This window comes from Frateuria soli (genome assembly GCF_021117385.1).
Classification (GTDB): domain Bacteria; phylum Pseudomonadota; class Gammaproteobacteria; order Xanthomonadales; family Rhodanobacteraceae; genus Frateuria_A; species Frateuria_A soli.
Map to the genome: position 1 here is coordinate 914,206 of NZ_CP088252.1, position 16,643 is coordinate 930,848.

14 protein-coding genes and 1 pseudogene are annotated in these 16,643 nt (G+C 70.2%); 10 read left to right on the forward strand and 5 right to left on the reverse strand.

Annotation, left to right across the window (positions count from 1 at the left end):
- Positions 1–15: 15 nt before the first annotated feature.
- A complete protein-coding gene (pgi, locus tag LQ771_RS04205; RefSeq protein ID WP_231351119.1) occupies positions 16–1,644 on the forward strand; it encodes a glucose-6-phosphate isomerase in 1,629 nt (542 codons plus the stop codon).
- A 69-nt stretch (positions 1,645–1,713) separates the two neighbouring features.
- Here the strand turns inward: pgi and queG are convergent, their stop codons facing one another.
- A complete protein-coding gene (gene queG / locus LQ771_RS04210; protein ID WP_231351120.1) occupies positions 1,714–2,787 on the reverse strand; it encodes a tRNA epoxyqueuosine(34) reductase QueG in 1,074 nt (357 codons plus the stop codon).
- Between the two features lie 42 nt (positions 2,788–2,829).
- On the opposite strand from queG, the gene LQ771_RS04215 reads away from it, so the two are divergent.
- The 5 genes from LQ771_RS04215 to LQ771_RS04235 all read left to right on the forward strand — a co-directional run bounded on the left by LQ771_RS04215 (position 2,830) and on the right by LQ771_RS04235 (position 9,364).
- Positions 2,830–4,314 (forward strand): NAD(P)H-hydrate dehydratase, encoded by a 1,485-nt coding sequence (locus LQ771_RS04215; RefSeq protein WP_231351121.1) that lies wholly within the window; start codon positions 2,830–2,832, stop codon positions 4,312–4,314.
- Complete coding sequence (gene tsaE / locus LQ771_RS04220) at positions 4,311–4,769, forward strand: tRNA (adenosine(37)-N6)-threonylcarbamoyltransferase complex ATPase subunit type 1 TsaE (RefSeq protein ID WP_231351122.1); 459 nt, start codon at positions 4,311–4,313, stop codon at positions 4,767–4,769. The genes LQ771_RS04215 and tsaE overlap by 4 nt, the downstream gene beginning before the upstream one ends.
- A gap of 162 nt (positions 4,770–4,931) precedes the next feature.
- The gene (locus LQ771_RS04225; RefSeq protein ID WP_231351123.1) at positions 4,932–6,380 is read left to right on the forward strand and encodes an N-acetylmuramoyl-L-alanine amidase; all 1,449 of its coding nucleotides are present in this window, start codon (positions 4,932–4,934) and stop codon (positions 6,378–6,380) included.
- A 138-nt stretch (positions 6,381–6,518) separates the two neighbouring features.
- Positions 6,519–8,327, forward strand: a complete 1,809-nt coding sequence (gene mutL / locus LQ771_RS04230; RefSeq protein ID WP_231351124.1) for a DNA mismatch repair endonuclease MutL — start codon at positions 6,519–6,521, stop codon at positions 8,325–8,327.
- A gap of 122 nt (positions 8,328–8,449) precedes the next feature.
- A complete protein-coding gene (locus tag LQ771_RS04235; RefSeq protein ID WP_231351125.1) occupies positions 8,450–9,364 on the forward strand; it encodes a DUF1684 domain-containing protein in 915 nt (304 codons plus the stop codon).
- 75 nt (positions 9,365–9,439) lie between these two features.
- Here the strand turns inward: LQ771_RS04235 and LQ771_RS04240 are convergent, their stop codons facing one another.
- Positions 9,440–10,222, reverse strand: a complete 783-nt coding sequence (locus LQ771_RS04240; RefSeq protein WP_231351126.1) for an enoyl-CoA hydratase/isomerase family protein — start codon at positions 10,220–10,222, stop codon at positions 9,440–9,442.
- Positions 10,223–10,369: 147 nt separating this feature from the next.
- On the opposite strand from LQ771_RS04240, the gene bamJ reads away from it, so the two are divergent.
- From bamJ to LQ771_RS04260, 3 genes and pseudogenes are all read left to right on the forward strand, one after another.
- The gene (bamJ, locus tag LQ771_RS04245; RefSeq protein WP_231351127.1) at positions 10,370–11,080 is read left to right on the forward strand and encodes a BamJ family beta-barrel-assembly machinery protein; all 711 of its coding nucleotides are present in this window, start codon (positions 10,370–10,372) and stop codon (positions 11,078–11,080) included.
- A 154-nt stretch (positions 11,081–11,234) separates the two neighbouring features.
- Positions 11,235–12,049: pseudogene (locus LQ771_RS04255) on the forward strand (NUDIX hydrolase).
- Complete coding sequence (locus LQ771_RS04260; RefSeq protein WP_231351130.1) at positions 12,046–12,909, forward strand: sulfurtransferase; 864 nt, start codon at positions 12,046–12,048, stop codon at positions 12,907–12,909. The pseudogene LQ771_RS04255 and the gene LQ771_RS04260 overlap by 4 nt, the downstream one beginning before the upstream one ends.
- Before the next feature lie 111 nt (positions 12,910–13,020).
- Here the strand turns inward: LQ771_RS04260 and LQ771_RS04265 are convergent, their stop codons facing one another.
- A complete protein-coding gene (locus LQ771_RS04265; protein ID WP_231351131.1) occupies positions 13,021–13,782 on the reverse strand; it encodes an enoyl-CoA hydratase/isomerase family protein in 762 nt (253 codons plus the stop codon).
- Between the two features lie 109 nt (positions 13,783–13,891).
- On the reverse strand, positions 13,892–15,340 hold the full coding sequence (locus LQ771_RS04270; protein ID WP_231351132.1) for a DUF4139 domain-containing protein: 1,449 nt from the start codon (positions 15,338–15,340) through the stop codon (positions 13,892–13,894).
- Between the two features lie 156 nt (positions 15,341–15,496).
- On the opposite strand from LQ771_RS04270, the gene LQ771_RS04275 reads away from it, so the two are divergent.
- Positions 15,497–15,994 (forward strand): GNAT family N-acetyltransferase, encoded by a 498-nt coding sequence (locus tag LQ771_RS04275; protein WP_231351133.1) that lies wholly within the window; start codon positions 15,497–15,499, stop codon positions 15,992–15,994.
- 5 nt (positions 15,995–15,999) lie between these two features.
- On the opposite strand, the gene LQ771_RS04280 is transcribed toward LQ771_RS04275, so the two are convergent.
- Positions 16,000–16,641 (reverse strand): AraC family transcriptional regulator, encoded by a 642-nt coding sequence (locus tag LQ771_RS04280; protein WP_231351134.1) that lies wholly within the window; start codon positions 16,639–16,641, stop codon positions 16,000–16,002.
- Positions 16,642–16,643 lie beyond the last annotated feature (2 nt).

Consider the following 16,643-nt stretch of genomic DNA (forward strand, 5'->3'; position numbering starts at 1 on the left):
CCAGCGCGTCTGCCCATGCCCGCCAACGTCCCGACGTACGCCTCGCTGTTCGCCGACCACGCCCGCCGCCTTGCGCAGACCCGCCTGCGCAGGCTGATCGCCGATCCGGCCCGCGCCGCGCGCCTGCGCCACCGCGCCGGACCGCTGCTGCTCGACCTGAGCCGGCAGAAGCTGGATGTGCCGGCGCTCGATGCCCTGGGTGCGCAGCTGGAGGCAAGCGGCTGGCAGGCCGCGCGCGACGCGATGTTCGCGGGCGAGGCGATCAACACCTCCGAAGGGCGCGCGGTGTTGCACACGGCGTTGCGCGCCGGAGCATCCTCCCTGCCGTCGCCGGCGCCAGCCGAGGCCCGCCGCGAGATCGAAGCCACGCTGGAGCGCATTGCCCAGCTCGTCGACGCCATCCACGGCGGCCAGCAGGCGGCACTGGGGCTGCCCGACACCGTCACCGACATCGTCAACATCGGCATCGGGGGCTCGGACCTGGGCCCGCGCCTGGCGGTCGCCGCGCTGGCGCCGTTCCGCATGCCGAAGGTGCGCAGCCACTTCCTCACCAACGTCGACGGCCAGGCCGCCCACGACCTGACCGGCCGGCTCGACCCGAGGACCACGCTGGTGGTGATGGTCTCCAAGACCTTCACCACGCAGGAAACGCTGCTCAACGGCAACGTGCTGCGTAACTGGATCCTGGAAGCCTGCAACGGCGACGAGCGCGAGGTGGCGCGGCACTTCCTGGCGGTCAGCGCCAACACGGAGGTCGCCGGCAGCTGGGGCGTGCCGCTGAAGCAGATTTTCCCGATGTGGGATTTCGTCGGCGGGCGTTACTCGCTGTGGTCGGCCGTCGGGCTTTCACTGGCGCTGGCGATCGGCATGCAGGGCTTCCGTGCCGTGCTGGCCGGCGGCGCGCGCATGGACGACCACTTCCGTAGCGCGCCCTGGCAGGAGAACCTGCCGGCGCTGCTGGCGCTCACCGAGATCTGGAACCGCGACGTGCTGGGCTATTCCACGCGCGCGGTGGTGCCGTACGCGGACCTGCTCGGCGACCTGCCGAGGTACCTGCAGCAGCTGGAGATGGAGAGCCTGGGCAAGTCGGTAACGCCGCAGGGCACGCCGGTGGGCCAGCCGACCGTGCCGGTGGTGTGGGGCAGCGTCGGCACCAATGCGCAGCACGCCTACTTCCAGGCGCTGCACCAGGGCACCGAGGTGGTGCCGCTGGACCTGATCGGCGTGGTCAATCCGGCGCACCCGCTGCATGGCAACCACGATGCGCTGCTGTCCAACCTGCTCGCGCAGGCGGCTGCGCTGGCGCTGGGCAAGACCTTCGACGAGGCGCTGGCGGAGAACCCGGCGGGCGGCGAGACATTGGCGGCGCAGCGCACCTTCCCGGGCGATCGTCCCAGCTCGGTGATCCTGCTCGATGCGCTTACGCCCGAATGCCTGGGCGCGCTGATCGCGCTGTACGAGCACAAGGTTTTTCTGCTCGGCCATCTGTGGGGCATCAACGCGTTCGACCAGTGGGGCGTGGAGCTGGGCAAGAGCATCGCGCGGCAGATCCTGCCGGCATTGCGCGGAGAGCAGTCGGACGCGCCGCCGCTGGATGCGGCGACCCGCGCCCTGATCGACGCCATCCACGAACGCCGCAGCTGAGGTGTGGGAGCGCACCTGTGCGCGACCGGAAAGGGCGCACCCCCGGTGATGCCTGCACAGGGTGCGCCCCTACGGCGGCGCGGTTCCGTGGCGTGCCAGCGCCCAGGCGACGTGCTCGCGGACGACGGGCGAGGGGTGCTGTTCCCGCGTACGCAATGCGGCGATCACCTCAGCCGTCGGGGGCGCATTCCCCAGCGCCACCGCGATGTTGCGCAGCCAACCCTCGTAGCCGGTGCGCCGGATCGCCATGCCTTCGGTACGGCGCAGGAACTCCTCTTCGCTCCAGGCGAACAGTTCCACCAGCTTCGCCCCGTCCAGGCTGTGCCGCGGGGCGAAGTCCGGCTCGGTGGCGTCCTGCGCGAACTTGTTCCAGGGACATACCAGCTGGCAGTCGTCGCAGCCGAAGATGCGGTTGCCCATCGGCGCGCGCAGTTCCTCGGGAATCGATCCCTTCAGCTCGATCGTGAGGTAGGAAATGCAACGGCGCGCGTCGAGCCGGTAAGGACCCAGGATCGCCTGGGTCGGGCAGACGTCGATGCAGCGCGTGCATGTGCCGCAGTGCGCCGTGGCGGCCTCATCGATGGGCAGCGGCAGGTCGGTGTAGAGCTCGCCGAGGAAGAAGTATGAGCCCGCGTTCTTGTTGATCAGCACGGTGTGCTTGCCGATCCAGCCTAGGCCCGCGTTGCGCGCGAGCGCCTTTTCCAGCACGGGCGCGGAATCCACGTAAGCGCGGTAGCCGAACTCGCCGATGGCTCCGCGGATGCGCTCGGCCAGCTTCTGCAGCCGGTTGCGCATCAGCTTGTGGTAGTCGCGGCCCAGCGCGTAGCGGGACACGTAGCCTGCCTCGCCATCGTTGATCACGTCCCAGGCGTGTCGGGTGCCCGGCGCGCGGTAGTCCATGCGCACGGAAATCACCCGCAGGGTGCCCGGTTCCAGTTCGGCGGGCCGGCTGCGGCGGGTGCCGTGGCGGGCCATGTAGTCCATCTCGCCGTGCAGGCCATGGTCGAGCCAGTGTTCCAGGTGCGACTCGTCCTCGCCCAGTTCGACGCCGCTGATGGCGGTTTGCGCGAACCCCAGCTCGCGCGCCCACTGTTTGATCTCGCGGGCAAGCGCGGCGTAGTCGGGGGAGGCGGCGACGGACATGCGTCCATTGTAAGTGCCTGCCCGCACCTATAATCGCCCCCGATGAACGCGCCCCATTGCCATGCCCTCTATTCAGTCGCCCAGGTGCGCGCGATGGACCGGCGTGCGATCGAGGAGCTGGGTATTCCCGGCTACGAGCTCATGCGCCGCGCGGCCGCCGCGGCGTTCGCGAGCCTGCGCCGGCATTGGCCACAGGTGCAGCGGATCGCGGTCTACTGCGGGCCCGGCAACAACGGCGGCGACGGTTACCTGCTCGCGCTGCTGGCACACGAGGCCGGACTGGCCGTGGAAGCGCATGCCCTGGCGGAGCCCACGGGCAAAGGTGATGCCGCCAGTGCCCGGGCCGCCTGCGAGCGGGCGGGCGTGCCGGTGCATCGCTGGGAGGAGACCTCCTCCTTGCCGGAAGCGGACGTGCACGTCGACGCGCTCTACGGCACGGGGCTGGACCGCCCGCCGCAGCCGGTCGCGGCTGCGCTGATCGAACGGCTCAATCGCAGCGGCAAGCCGACGCTGGCACTGGACGTGCCCTCGGGCCTCAACGCCGATACCGGGCACTGCCCGGGCGTGGCCATCCGCGCCAGCCTCACGGTCAGCTTCATCGCCTCCAAGCGTGGTCTGCACACCGGCCAGGCGAACGCGCACACCGGGCGCATCGAACTGGCCACGCTGGGCCTGCCTGAAAGCGTGTGGCAGGAGGCACCCGATGCCCGGCTGCTCGAAGCGGCCACGCTGCCGCCGCGTCCACGCGACGCGCACAAGGGGCGCAACGGCCATGTGCTCGCCGTCGGCGGCGACCACGGCACCGCGGGCGCGATCCGCCTGTGCGGCGAGGCCGCCCTGCGCGGTGGCGCGGGCCTGGTCAGCGTGGCGACGCGGGCCGAGCACCTGTTCGCACTCAACGCCGCCCGTCCCGAACTGATGGCGCACGAGGTCGGCGGTCCCCAGGCGCTGGCGCCCTTGCTCGAGCGCGCCACCGTGCTGGCGGTCGGTCCGGGCCTGGGGCAAGGCGCCTGGGGCCATGCGCTGTGGCTGACCGCGCTGGACAGCCCGCTGCCGCTGGTCCTGGATGCCGACGGTCTCAACCTGCTGGCGGCCGAGCCGCGACGTTTCGATCGTGCGCGGCAGGTGGTGCTCACGCCGCACCCGGGCGAGGCCGCGCGGCTGCTCGGATGCGCGGTTGCCGATATCGAGCGCGACCGTTTCGCCGCCGCGCGTTCACTTGCACGCCGGTTCGACGCGGTGGCGGTGCTCAAGGGCGCAGGGTCGCTCATCGCCGATCCGCATGGCCGTCTGGACGTCTGCCCCTGGGGCAACCCCGGCATGGCCTCGGGCGGCATGGGTGACCTGCTGACCGGCGTCATCGCCGCCTTGCTTGCGCAGGGTTGCAGCGCCCGGGATGCCGCATGCCTTGGCGTGGGCCTGCATGCACGCGCGGGCGACCATGCCGCCCGCAAGGGCGAGCGCGGCCTGATCGCCAGCGATCTGCTGTCGCCGCTGCGCCGCCTTCTGAACGGACTGGATGCATGAGCTACTGGACCCTCCCCGACGAGACCGCCACCACGGCGCTGGCCCAACGCTTCGCCGCGGTGGTCGACGGCGGCCTGGTGATCTACCTGCACGGCGACCTGGGCGCCGGCAAGACCAGCTTCGCCCGCGCGCTGCTCACCGCGCTGGGCGTTGGCGAACGGGTCAAGAGCCCGACCTACAGCCTGGTCGAGTCCTACCGTGCCGGCGAGCAGACCGCCTGGCACCTTGACCTCTACCGCATCGCCGATCCGGGGGAACTGGAATGGCTTGGGCTGGATGCCCTGGGTGATCCGGCCGCGCTGGTGCTGGTCGAGTGGCCCGAGCGGGGTGCCGGTGCCTTGCCCGCGCCGGACCTGGTGCTCGAACTGGAGCACGCCGGGGACGGGCGGCGTGCGCGTGCGGTCCCGCGCAGCGGGCGTGGCAGCGCCTTGTTGGGACGCCTGGGCGAAAGCTAAGTTACGGTTTCGTAAGGAGAAACACCGTTTCTCGGCCACGCGCGGGCAAAGCCCGGTCCGCTGCCGATACCTTGGGATTGCATGACAAAAGCGATGCAGGTTATGGATATCCAAGGGAAAAACGCTTGCAATCGCGTTTTCGCTGGGTTTCAATGCGGCGCCATGACACGTCCGTTCGCGCGCCTGGGAGTTCTGGCTCTGGTGGCCCTTGCCGCCGCGCTGCCGTTGCGCCCGGCGCAGGCGGCCGACGTGCAGGGCGCGCGCGTCTGGGCGGGCCCCGAGTACACCCGCGTGGTGTTCGACCTGTCCGGCCCGGTGGAATACAAGCTGCTCCGCGACGGAAACACCGTCGAGCTGGAGCTGGCCGGCGGTGACCTGGCGCGCGGCTTCGACGCGCCGCCGGCGCAGGGCCTCTACAAGGGCCTGGAAAGCCGCGCTTCCGCTGGCGACCTGCATCTGGTGGCGCAGGCCGCCGCGGGCGCGCAGCCGAAGAGCTTCCTGCTCAAGCCCGCGGGTGGGCACGGTTATCGCCTGGTGCTGGACCTCTACCCCGGCAAGGACACGGTTGTCGTGGATGCGGCGGACGACCGCGCGCCGGGCGTACTGGCCAGCATCAAGCCCACCTCCAGCGTGGGCAAGGGCGCCAAACAGGCTGCCGCACTGCTCGGCGGCGAGCGCAAGGTGATCGTTGCGATCGATGCCGGCCACGGCGGCAAGGATCCCGGTTCGCACGGGCCCAGCGGCACGCAGGAGAAGAACGTCACCCTCGCGGTGGCGCGCGCGCTGGCCGACGAGATCAACAAGCAGCCCGGCATGAAGGCCGTGCTGACCCGCGACGGCGACTACTTCATCCCGCTCAAGCGCCGCTACCAGATCGCCCGCGAGCAGAACGCGGACATGTTCGTCTCGGTCCACGCCGACGCCTTCACCAGCAGCGACGCCAGGGGCTCCTCGGTATGGGTACTGTCGCCGCGCGGCAAGACGTCCGAGGCCGCGCGCTGGCTGGCCGACCGCGAAAACCGCGCCGACCTGATCGGCGGCGTCTCGCTGGACGACAAGGACGACAGCCTGGCAGCCGTGCTGCTGGACCTGCAGCAGGGCTACGCCATCCAGGCCAGCGAGGCGATCGCCGGCAACGTGCTCAAGGCACTGGCCAAGCTGGGTCCGACCCACCGGGGGCACGTCGAGCACGCCAACTTCGTGGTGCTGCGCTCGCCGGACGTACCCTCGATCCTGGTCGAGACCGCCTTCATCAGCAATCCGGTCGAGGAGCGCAAGCTGCGCGACCCGGCCCATCAGCGCCAGCTGGCCGAGGCGGTGATGGGCGGCGTGCGCAACTACTTCGAGGCGACCCCGCCGCAAGGCACCTGGTTCGCCGCGCAGGCGATGCGCCGCAACGGCGTCCTGGCCTCCGCGACCAAGCCCGCGGCAACGGTGGCGGACACGCGCGCCGATGCGAACGTGCGTGACCTGCACCGGGTCGCGCGCGGCGAGAGCCTGGGCAGCATCGCGCGCCAGTACGGCGTCAGCGTGAACGCGCTCAAGAGCGCCAATCGCATGAATGGCGATACGGTGCAGGCCGGCGCGGTGCTGGCCATCCCGGCCGGCTGAGAAGGAACGCCCCCGCTTGCAGGAGCCCACTTGTGGGCGATGCATTTTGGGCACCGGAGCGAGGCATCGCCGACAAAACGGGCTCCCGAAAGGGAACCTCCGTTTTGTCGGCGCATCCGGAGCCTTTAAGCTTGCCCGATGCCCGTCATCCGCCAGCTTCCTCCCGACCTCATCAACCAGATCGCCGCCGGCGAGGTGATCGAGCGCCCGTCCTCGGTGGTCAAGGAGCTGGTCGAAAACAGCCTCGACGCCGGGGCCACCCGCATCGAGGTGGACATCGAGCAGGGCGGTGCGCGGCTGATCCGCGTGCGCGACGACGGCGGCGGCATCGGGCCGGACGACCTGCCGCTGGCGGTGGCCTCGCATGCCACCAGCAAGATCGGCAGTTTCGACGACCTGGAACACGTGGCCAGCATGGGCTTCCGCGGCGAGGCGCTGGCGTCGGTGGCTTCCGTCGCCCGCTTCGCGCTGACCTCGCGGTTGCGCGATGCCGACAGTGCCTTCCGGCTGGAGGTGGACGGCGGGCGCATGCAGCCGGTGCGGCCGGCGCAACATCCGGCCGGCACCAGCGTCGAAGTGCGCGACCTGTTCTTCAACGTGCCGGCGCGGCGGAAATTCCTGCGTGCCGAGCGTACCGAGCTTGCGCACATCGACGACCTGCTCAAGTCGCTGTCGCTGGCGCGCCGCTCGGTGGAATTCCGGCTGAGCAACAACGGCAAGCCGCTGCGCCTGTTCAGGGCCTGCCAGGACCAGTCGGCCGCGCTGGCGCGCGTGGCCGAGGTGCTGGGCGAGGGTTTTCCGGCGCAGAGCCTGCACATCGACCACGCCGCGGCGGGCATGCGACTGTCCGGCTGGGTCGGCCTGCCGACGGCTTCGCGCGCGCAGGCCGACGGCCAGTACTTCTACGTCAACGGGCGGCTGGTGCGTGACCGCGTGGTCGCCCACGCGGTGCGCCAGGCCTATGCGGATGTGCTGTTCCATGGTCGCCACCCGGCGTTCGTGCTGTATCTGGAACTCGATCCGGCCGGCGTGGACGTCAACGTGCATCCGGCCAAGCACGAGGTGCGCTTCCGCGAACAACGGCTGGTGCACGATTTCCTGTTCCGCAGCCTGCACGAGGCGCTGGCCCAGACGCGGGCGGGACTGGTGGTGCCGCCGCCGTCGCACGAACCGGCGGCCCCTGCGGCCCCGCACGCCTATGGCGGTCCGGCGGGCGGACGCCCGGCGCAGTTCGCGCAGAGCCGGCTCAGCCTCGGCCTGCGCGACGAGCCGTTGGCCGAGTACGCCACGCTGCTGGGCGAGCCGCCGGCGCAGACGGGCGCCGCCGTGGCCGCGGCGATGCCCGGGCTCGACGAGCGCGAGGCGCCACCGCTGGGTTTCGCCATCGCCCAGCTCAAGAGCATCTACATCCTGGCCGAGAATGCGCACGGCATGGTGCTGGTGGACATGCATGCCGCGCACGAGCGCATCACCTACGAGAAGCTCAAGGCCGGTCGCGCCTGCAGCAATCTGCGCTCGCAGATGCTGCTGGTGCCGCTCAACCTGTCGGTGAGCGCGAAGGAAGCCGCGGCCGCCGAGGAGCACGCCGATGCGCTGGCCGGCTGGGGCCTGGAACTCTCGCGCAGCGGCCCGTCGAGCGTGGTGGTGCGGCGCATTCCCGCACTGCTGGAAGGGGCCGATGTCAGCCAGCTCGTCAGCGACGTGCTGGCGGAGCTGGCCCAGCACGGCAGTTCGCGCCGCCTGCAGGAGCTGGAGAACGAACTGCTTTCGACCATGGCCTGCCATGGCTCGGTACGTGCGGGACGTCGGCTGACCCTGCCCGAGATGAACGCGCTGCTGCGCGAGATGGAGGCGACCGAGCGCTCGGGCCAGTGCAACCACGGACGGCCGACCTGGGTGCAATTGTCGCTGGGTGAGCTCGACCGCCTGTTCCTGCGCGGCCGCTGATTTTGTAATGAGCGCACCTGTGCGCGACCGCCATGCTTCCCGGTCGCACACAGGTGCGCTCCTACAAGGGCGAGATGCAGCCTCGTCTATACTCGATCGCCACCCCCATGCTGGAGAGCTCCATGCTTCGTACCAGCCTGTTTCTCGCCGCCATCACCCTGGGAGCCGCTGCCGTGCACGCCGCCGATACCGATCCGTACACCCGCCAGATCGAGCAGTGGCGCGTCGACCGCGTCGCGCGGCTGACGGCTCCGGATGGCTGGCTGAGCCTGGTCGGGCTGGAATGGCTGCACGAGGGCGCCAACCGCATCGGCAGCGCCGCCGACAACGACATCGCGCTCACCGTCGGTCCCGCGCACCTGGGCACGGTGACGCTCGGCGCGGACGGCAGCCTGCGCATGGCGCTGGACAAGGACGCGGTCGCGACCATCGATGGCAAGAACGTCGACGAGGCGACCCTGGTCGACGACATGCACGCCGGTGCCGCGGGCCCGACGCTCGTGCGTTTCGGCAGCGCGAGCTTCTTCGTGATCGATCGCGACGGGCGCAAGGCGCTGCGCGTGAAGGATCCTGAGGCACCAACCCGCGCGCACTTCGCCGGCATCGACTATTTCCCGATCGATCGGTCCTGGCGCATCGAGGCCGACTGGGTGCCGTTCGCGCCCGGGCACAAGCTGGAAATCGGCTCGGTGATCGGCACCATCGAGGCGGTCGACGTACCGGGCAAGGCGGTGTTCCAGCGCGACGGCCACACGTTCGAGCTGATGCCCTACCAGGAAGAGCCGGGCGGCGAACTGTTCTTCGTGATCGCCGACCGCACCTCGGGCAGGGAGACCTACGGCGCCGCGCGCTTCTTCTACGCCGCGCTGCCCAAGACCGGCCTGTCGCAACCGGGCAAGGTCGAACTGGATTTCAACAAGGCCTATAACCCGCCTTGCGCGTTCACGCCATTCGCCACCTGTCCGCTGGCGCCGCCGGAGAACCGGCTGGATGTTGCCGTGACGGCCGGTGAGAAGAAGTATCGCGGCGGGCACTAGCCGCCCCTTCCATGAGCGCACCCTGTGCGACCGTCATGCCGGCGGTCGCGCACAGGGTGCGCTCCTGCAGCGAGCTCACTGCCCCTTGAAATCGGCCTTGCGCTTCTCCAGGAACGCACTCGTCCCCTCGCGCATGTCCTCGGTGGCGAAGGCCAGTGCGAAGCCCTGCGTTTCGAACTCCAGGCCCTGGTCAAGCGCAGTCTCGCCACCCAGCAGAATGGCATCGAGGATGCCCGCGGCCGCCAGCGGCGCGGCCGCAGCCAGTTGGTCGGCCAGCGCATCGACGGTTTCGTCCAGCGCCTCGGGCGCGACGACGCGATTGACGATGCCAAGTTCGAAGGCCCGCTGCGCACCGATCGGTGCGCCCGTCAGGCAAAGCTCCAGCGCGGCGCTGCGGCCGGCCAGGCGCAGCAGGCGCTGGGTGCCGCCGAAGCCGGGGATCAGGCCCAGGTTGATTTCCGGCTGGCCGAACTTCGCCTTTTCGCTGGCCACGCGCAGGTGGCAGGCCATCGCCAGCTCCATGCCGCCGCCCAGCGCGAAGCCCTGGATGCGCGCGACCACCGGCTTGCCCAGCCGTTCGATCGTGCTCATCAGGCGCTGCCCGGTGCGCGAGAACGACTGCGCCTGAACCGGCGTATAGCCGTTCATCTCGGCGATGTCGGCGCCGGCCACGAATGCCTTTTCGCCCGCGCCGGCGAGCACCACCGCGCGTACCGCGTCGTCCTGCGCCGCCTGGGTAAAGGCGAGGGTCAGCTCGTTGAGCGTGTCGCGGTTGAGCGCGTTGAGCTTGTCGGGGCGGTTGATGGTGATCACGCGGACCGCGCCGCGGTTGGCGATTTCCAGATTGCGATAGGCCATGGCGAGCGCTCCGGCGGAAGGAAAACGCGCATGGTAGCGCGGGAACCTTTACCGCCGCGCGGGTTCGAAGCAGACGGCGGCCGTGGCGCTGCATGGCGCCGCCAATGCGCATAGCATGGCCGGTACGTCTTTCGTCGGAGGCAAGGCATGACACGACTGGGTGGGCTGGCGCTTGGCATGCTGCTGCTGGGAAGCGTCGCACATGCGCAGGACCGCGCCGGCGCGCCGACTTCGCAGGTCAAGCTGGACAAGCACAAGCTGTCCTATGCGATCGGCTACCAGATCGGCAGCCAGTTCGCCGGCGGCCAGCCGGACGTGGACCTTGCCACCGTGCAGAAGGCCATCGCCGATGCCTACGCCAGGCGCCATCCGGCCGTCCCGATGCAGGACATGCACGCCCAGCTCCAGCGCCTGGAGCAGCAGCTGCACGCCAACGCCGTGGCCGAGTTCAAGCACATTGCCGAAGCCAACGCCCGCAAGAGCGCCGAATACATGGCGAAGAACCGCAAGCGCCCGGGCGTGGTGCAGTTGCCTTCCGGCGTCCAGTACGCGGTGATCGCATCGGGCGAGGGTACCGAAAGACCCAAGGTCACCAGCACGGTGACGGTGAACTACCGCGGGATGCTGGTGGACGGTACCGAGTTCGACAGTTCCTGGGCGCACGGCGCGCCGGTCACGTTCCAGGTCGACAAGGTCATTCCCGGCTGGCAGGACGTGATCCCGCGCATGCACGTGGGCGATCGCTGGAAGGTGGTGATTCCGCCGCAGCTGGCCTACGGCGAACGCGGGCAACTGCCGCGTATCGGACCGAACGAAGCGCTGGTGTTCGAGATCGAATTGCTCGATATCGCCAAGTAGCGGGTGGGCTCTTCGACGTCGGCGCGTCGCACGCACGCTCGGGACGACGCTTGCTGGAGAGCCCTTCGCGCCGGGTGTATCCGCGAAGGTGAAGTCCAGGCGCATGCCGCCCGATGCACAGCCACGCTCCCGCGCATCGGCTAAAATCGTGCAAATGCCGAACGATCCCGTCGCCCCCGCCGCTCCCCTCACGCCCTGCATCGGCATCTGCCGGCTGGACGCGCGCGGCTGGTGCGAGGGCTGCCTGCGAAGCGGCGAGGAAATCGCGCGTTGGCGCACCATGGACGACGCCGAGCGCCTGTATTTCATGCGCGAGATCCTGCCCGCGCGCGCGAGGACCTGATGCACGTTGCGCCGGGGCGATCGATCGAGCGCGTGCTGCAGGCCTTGCCGCAAGCCCTGCGTTCGCTTTCCGATCCACCGGCAGCGCCGGGATGGAACCATGCGCAGATGTCCGACCTTCTTGGCGACACGCCCAGGCGTCCCGCGGCCGTCCTGGTCGGCGTGCGCGAAGGCGTGCAGCCGCGGCTGGTCCTGACCGTGCGCACCGCGCACCTGCAGTCGCACGCGGGGCAGGTGGCCTTTCCGGGTGGTCGGCAGGATCCCGGTGACCTCGACGCGATCGACACCGCCCTGCGCGAGAGCGAAGAGGAGATCGGGCTGGAACGCGCGCTGGTCCAGCCGTTGGGGTTCCTCGACTGCTTCGAGACGATCAGCGGCTACTGCGTCACGCCGGTCGTCGCGCGCATCGCCGAGCGCGCGGTGCTCTATCCGACACCGGCCGAGGTCGCCGAAGTCTTCGAAGTGCCGTTCGCGTTCTTCCTTGAACCGTCCAACCTCAGGCGCTACGTGATGGACTACCGTGGGCATCGGCGCGCGATGGTGGAGTTCGTCCATGGCGGCCACCGCATCTGGGGCGCCACCGCCGCGATGCTGCTCAACCTGCTGGAAAGGATGAAAGACGCATGAGCCTGCATACCACGCTGATCGATGCGGCCACGCTGGCCGGACTGCCGCCCGACGAGGTGCTGATCGTGGACTGCCGCGCCGACCCGGCCGGCGCGGGTTCGGCCGACCCCGACAAGCCCGGACGCGAGTATCGCCAGTCCCATATCCCCGGCGCGGTACATGCGAGCCTGGAACACGATCTTTCCGATCTCGGGCGCGAGGGCCAGGGCCTGGGGCGGCACCCGCTGCCGCTGGAACAGGCGTTTTCCGCCGTGCTCGGTCGCTGGGGCTGGCGTCCGGGCCTGCAGGTGGTGGCTTACGATGCCGCCAGCAGTGCGCTCGCGGCCGCCCGCCTCTGGTGGCTGCTGCGCCTGGCCGGCGTGCGCGAAGTCGCGGTACTCGACGGCGGGTTCGCCGCCTGGTGCGATGCCGGCCTGCCGGTCGAAAGCGGGCCGGTCGCGCGCACGCCGAGCCAGGTCGACCTGCGCTTCGACCCGGCCCAGGCGATCACCGACCATGCGGCGCTGCATGCCGATCCGGCACCGGTGCTGGTGGATGCCCGCGCCGCTGTGCGTTATCGCGGCGAGTCCGAGCCGCTGGATCGCGCGGCCGGCCATGTGCCGGGCGCGCTCAATCGTCCCTATACCGACAACCTCGACACCCGCGGGCGGTTCAAGACGCCGGCGCAGCTGCGCGAGGAGTTTGCGGCGGTGCTGGGCGACACGCCGCCGCCGAAGGTCGTGCACATGTGCGGCTCCGGCGTCACTGCCTGCCACAACCTGCTGGCGATGGAGCACGCCGGATTGCACGGCTCGCGCCTATATGCGCCCTCCTGGAGCGGCTGGGTGAGCGATCCGTCGCGGCCGATCGCCACCGGCTGACCGGCGCTCGCATCGCCGACCCGCCAACCCCGGCAGGAGCCCACTCGTGGGCGATGCCTTTTCCGCGACCGGCCAAGCAAATCGCCCCGGGGGCCTCCCGGAAAGCAGGGATCAGGCGCTCTTGGCCTTCAGCCGTGCGACCAACCCCTGCAGCGTGGCCTGCGTTTCCGCGTTGAAGTAGGCGTCCATGAAGGCGTCCAGCGGCAGGGCATCGACATCCTTCCAGGCATCGCGCAGGTCGGCGCGGGCCAGTTCGCGCGTGGCCAGCATGGCGTGGCGGGGAAACGCCAGCAGCTCGGTCAGCCAGTGCACCGCGCGGGTGACCACCTGATCCACGCCGGTCAGCTCGTCCACGAAGCCGCAGGCCAGCGCCTGCTCGGCCTCGAGCATGGCGCCGGCGACCAGCAAGCGCTCGGCGCGGTAGGTGCCGACCACGCGGCGCAGCGCGAGCTGGATGCAGTCGGGCACCATCAGGCCCACCTGCACTTCGTTGAGGCCGATGCGGAAGGGGCCCTGGGCCATCACGCGGTAGTCGCAGAACAGCGCCAGCACGGCGCCCCCCGCGGGGCTGTGGCCGGTGATCGCCGCCACCGCCGGCACCGGCAGGTGGGCGAGGTCCGCGCACAGCTCGAACAGCGCGCGCCAGTAGGCCCGGACACCGGCGCGGTCGCGTTGCAACAGTTCGGGCACGTCCACGCCGGCCGAGAACAGGCCCTGCGCACCCGAGATCACCAGCCCGCGCGCGCCGTCGCGCGGCGCTTGCGCAACGGCGTCGCGCAGTGCGGCGATCAGGTCCATGTTCAACGCATTGACCGGCGGCCGGGCCAGGCGGATCTCGGCGATGTCGCCGTCGTGCGGGAGGATGTCGAGCATGCTGTGTTCCTTGTCGGTGGGATCGAGCCTTGATGCGGGAGCGGACCCGTGCGCGACCGTCATGCATCACGCTCGCGCACGGGAGGCGCATCCGCTGGCGAGCAGGCGCTTACTGGTCCGCCGCCCAGCGGTAGTGCACCGCGTAGTCCAGCGTCGCCTTGCCGCCGGGGGGCACGTTCACCCGGAACTCCAGCACGTCCGGCGACTGCTTGCTCGGCTTGACCGACGAGGACGCCAGGGTCCATTCCCGCCAGCGGCTGGGATGCTCGCGCACGGTCACCACGCGGGCCGACTCCCCGGCGTTGGTGAGCGTGATGCGGAAGGCCTCGTCCATCGTGCGGGCGGACTTGTCCAGCTTGAAGGACGTGCGCTCGCGCTCGGCGCGGAGGTCGAAGGCAGTGCCCAGGGTGAGGGTGGCATCACTGCCCTTGGGCGTGTCCTCGATGCGGCCTTCGCCCAGGAATTGCGGCGTGCCGCGGGCGTCGTTGCCAAGCACGCGCAGGTAGCCGGCCGGCAGGCTGTCGAAGGCGGTGAAGCGCAGCGTGCTCTCGATGGTATTGCCACCGCCGATGTTGAAGTCGGGGGAGAGCATCGGCTCCGGCGGTGTCCAGGCATTGCCGTTCTCGTACAGGGCCGTGCGCTCGCAGGCCAGCGTGCGGGTGGTGTAGAGCGGCACCTGGCTGACGCTGCCGTCCGGCAAGTCGACCGGCTGCGGCAGGGTATAGAGGCGGTAGTCGCCGAGCGCTGACTGCTGCGGCATATCGGCGGCTTCGGCCTTGTAGCCACGGGCCATCGCCATCATCGGCCGGGGAGCACCGGCCTTGGCGAAGCTCGGTTCTCCGGCCACCAGTTCCACGGTGGCGTTGCGCCAGTCGCGGCCGCTGCGGTTGGCGATACTGGCGCGGGATTCGAACGCCATGCGACAGGTCCCGCCGGGCTGCAGCGTGGCGACATAGGCGGCGCGCCAACCGAGGCCGCCGGTCGGGTAGCTGAGCACGGCGGTGGCCGTGCCGGCCCGTGTGGCATCCACGCGCAGGCGCAGGCTGGAGCCGGTGGGAAAGTCGTCGCCGGAACTGCGTACCGCGGCGTAGTCGTGCACCAGCGTGTTGCCCAGGGCGCCCTTGACCAGCAGGCCGCTGCCGGCACGCAGCAGCGTGCCTTGCGCCAGCGATTCACCGTTGTCGCCGAGCACGGTGATCTCACGGCCCACCAGGCCGGCGAGTGCCGCCTCGTTGCCCTGGCCGAGCAGCAGGCGCTGGGAAATCACCCTGGCCCGGTCATTGGCGAAGGACAGTGCGATGGCCTCGGGATCGAGGTAGAGCGGCAGGTCGCCCACGCTGACGTCCTGCGTGCCGGCCTTCAGCTGCAATGTGCGCTGTTCGCGCACTACCGCGTGGCCATCACCCACGCTGCCGTCGCCGGTGGAGGCGAACAGCGCGGCGCTATCGCTCCGGTAAAGGGTCAGCGCGGTAGCGGCTTCGGCCGCATGGGTCGTGGACATCGCCATGAAGGTGGCGCAGGCGGTGGCGAGGACCGTGGAACGGGGGAGTGTCGTCATGGGGCACCTTCCGTTTGGGGAGCGCCCATCATAGCGAGCGCCCGCCCGCCCGCGTGCCGGGTGCCGCGCAGGCTCGCGCGCAGGTGCGATCAGGATTGTCCAAGTCGTGCACCCGCCGCCGGGCTATGGTGGCGCCAGCTTCTCGGATGAAAGGTCATGCCCGCTCCTTCGACCATCGACATCGCACCCGCACGCCTGCCCGGGGATATCGATCTCGTGCGTGCGCTCTTCGGGGAATACATCACCGGTCTCGGCATCGATCTCTCGTTCCAGGACGTCCATACGGAGCTTGCGCAGTTGCCGGGCAAGTACGCGCCACCGCGAGGGGACGTGCTGCTCGCCCGCGACGTGACCGGTGCCGCACTGGGTTGCGTCGCGCTCCGGCCGTGGTCGCCACCGGGCGAGTGCGAGATCAAGCGCCTGTATGTGCGGCCGGCGGCCCGGGGACGATCCCTGGGGCGGCAGTTGGCCGAGGCGGCGATCGCCCGGGCGAGCCAGGCCGGCTACCGGCGCGTACTGCTGGATACGCTGGCCTCGATGCAGGCAGCGCGCGCGCTTTATGCCTCGCTGGGCTTCCGGCCGGTCGAGCCGTACTACCGGAACCCGGTACCCGACACGCTGTACATGGCGCTCGATCTCCCCGGAGCGGCCTGAGCGGGTCAGTGGGTGGCGGCCCAGCCGAGCCGGAAAGCGGCGGGCGTCATGCCGAATGTCTTCACGAACTCCCGGTTGAGATGCGCCTGGTCGTAGAAGCCGGCGGCGAGCGCCGCCTCGACGATGGGCATCTGCATGCGCAGCAGCGCCTTGGCCCGGTGCAGCGCCAGCAGGATGTGGAAGTTGTGCAGGCCGGTACCGGTCTCCCGACGGAATGCACGCGCAAGATGGCCGGCCGACACCCCGCATGCCTGCGCCACCCCTTCCACGCCGGTGCGCAGCGACGACCGGCGGACCAGCAGCGCCCGCGCCTGCTCGCCAAGCGTGCCGCCGCCATCGGTGGCGGGAGAAGGGGCGGGCTTCGCGACGAACTGCGAAACGAAGGCCCAGCCATGGTCATCGACGGGTTCGAAGCAATGGACGGTGCCGGAGGGCACCGTGACCGTGTCGCCGGCCGCCACCATGCGGCAGCCGGCCGGCAGCTTCAGCCGCGCGCGGCCGGCGAGCATCCGCACCACCTCGTCGCCCGCGTGGAAATGGGGACGGAAGCGCCAGGCATGCCGTTCCCCGGCAATGCTTTCGATCGGCCCTTCCTGTCCACGCACCACCTGGAAGGCCGTGCGTGGAGCGGGCGCGCGGACGCGCATGG

Excerpts from the sequence above, each read along its gene's own strand:
- pgi (WP_231351119.1), top strand. The coding sequence starts at position 16 with ATGCCCGCCAACGTCCCGACGTACGCCTCGCTGTTCGCCGACCACGCC.
- queG (WP_231351120.1), bottom strand. The coding sequence starts at position 2,787 with ATGTCCGTCGCCGCCTCCCCCGACTACGCCGCGCTTGCCCGCGAGATC.
- LQ771_RS04215 (WP_231351121.1), top strand. The coding sequence starts at position 2,830 with ATGAACGCGCCCCATTGCCATGCCCTCTATTCAGTCGCCCAGGTGCGC.
- tsaE (WP_231351122.1), top strand. The coding sequence starts at position 4,311 with ATGAGCTACTGGACCCTCCCCGACGAGACCGCCACCACGGCGCTGGCC.
- LQ771_RS04225 (WP_231351123.1), top strand. The coding sequence starts at position 4,932 with ATGACACGTCCGTTCGCGCGCCTGGGAGTTCTGGCTCTGGTGGCCCTT.
- mutL (WP_231351124.1), top strand. The coding sequence starts at position 6,519 with ATGCCCGTCATCCGCCAGCTTCCTCCCGACCTCATCAACCAGATCGCC.
- LQ771_RS04235 (WP_231351125.1), top strand. The coding sequence starts at position 8,450 with ATGCTTCGTACCAGCCTGTTTCTCGCCGCCATCACCCTGGGAGCCGCT.
- LQ771_RS04240 (WP_231351126.1), bottom strand. The coding sequence starts at position 10,222 with ATGGCCTATCGCAATCTGGAAATCGCCAACCGCGGCGCGGTCCGCGTG.
- bamJ (WP_231351127.1), top strand. The coding sequence starts at position 10,370 with ATGACACGACTGGGTGGGCTGGCGCTTGGCATGCTGCTGCTGGGAAGC.
- LQ771_RS04260 (WP_231351130.1), top strand. The coding sequence starts at position 12,046 with ATGAGCCTGCATACCACGCTGATCGATGCGGCCACGCTGGCCGGACTG.
- LQ771_RS04265 (WP_231351131.1), bottom strand. The coding sequence starts at position 13,782 with ATGCTCGACATCCTCCCGCACGACGGCGACATCGCCGAGATCCGCCTG.
- LQ771_RS04270 (WP_231351132.1), bottom strand. The coding sequence starts at position 15,340 with ATGACGACACTCCCCCGTTCCACGGTCCTCGCCACCGCCTGCGCCACC.
- LQ771_RS04275 (WP_231351133.1), top strand. The coding sequence starts at position 15,497 with ATGCCCGCTCCTTCGACCATCGACATCGCACCCGCACGCCTGCCCGGG.
- LQ771_RS04280 (WP_231351134.1), bottom strand. The coding sequence starts at position 16,641 with ATGCGCGTCCGCGCGCCCGCTCCACGCACGGCCTTCCAGGTGGTGCGT.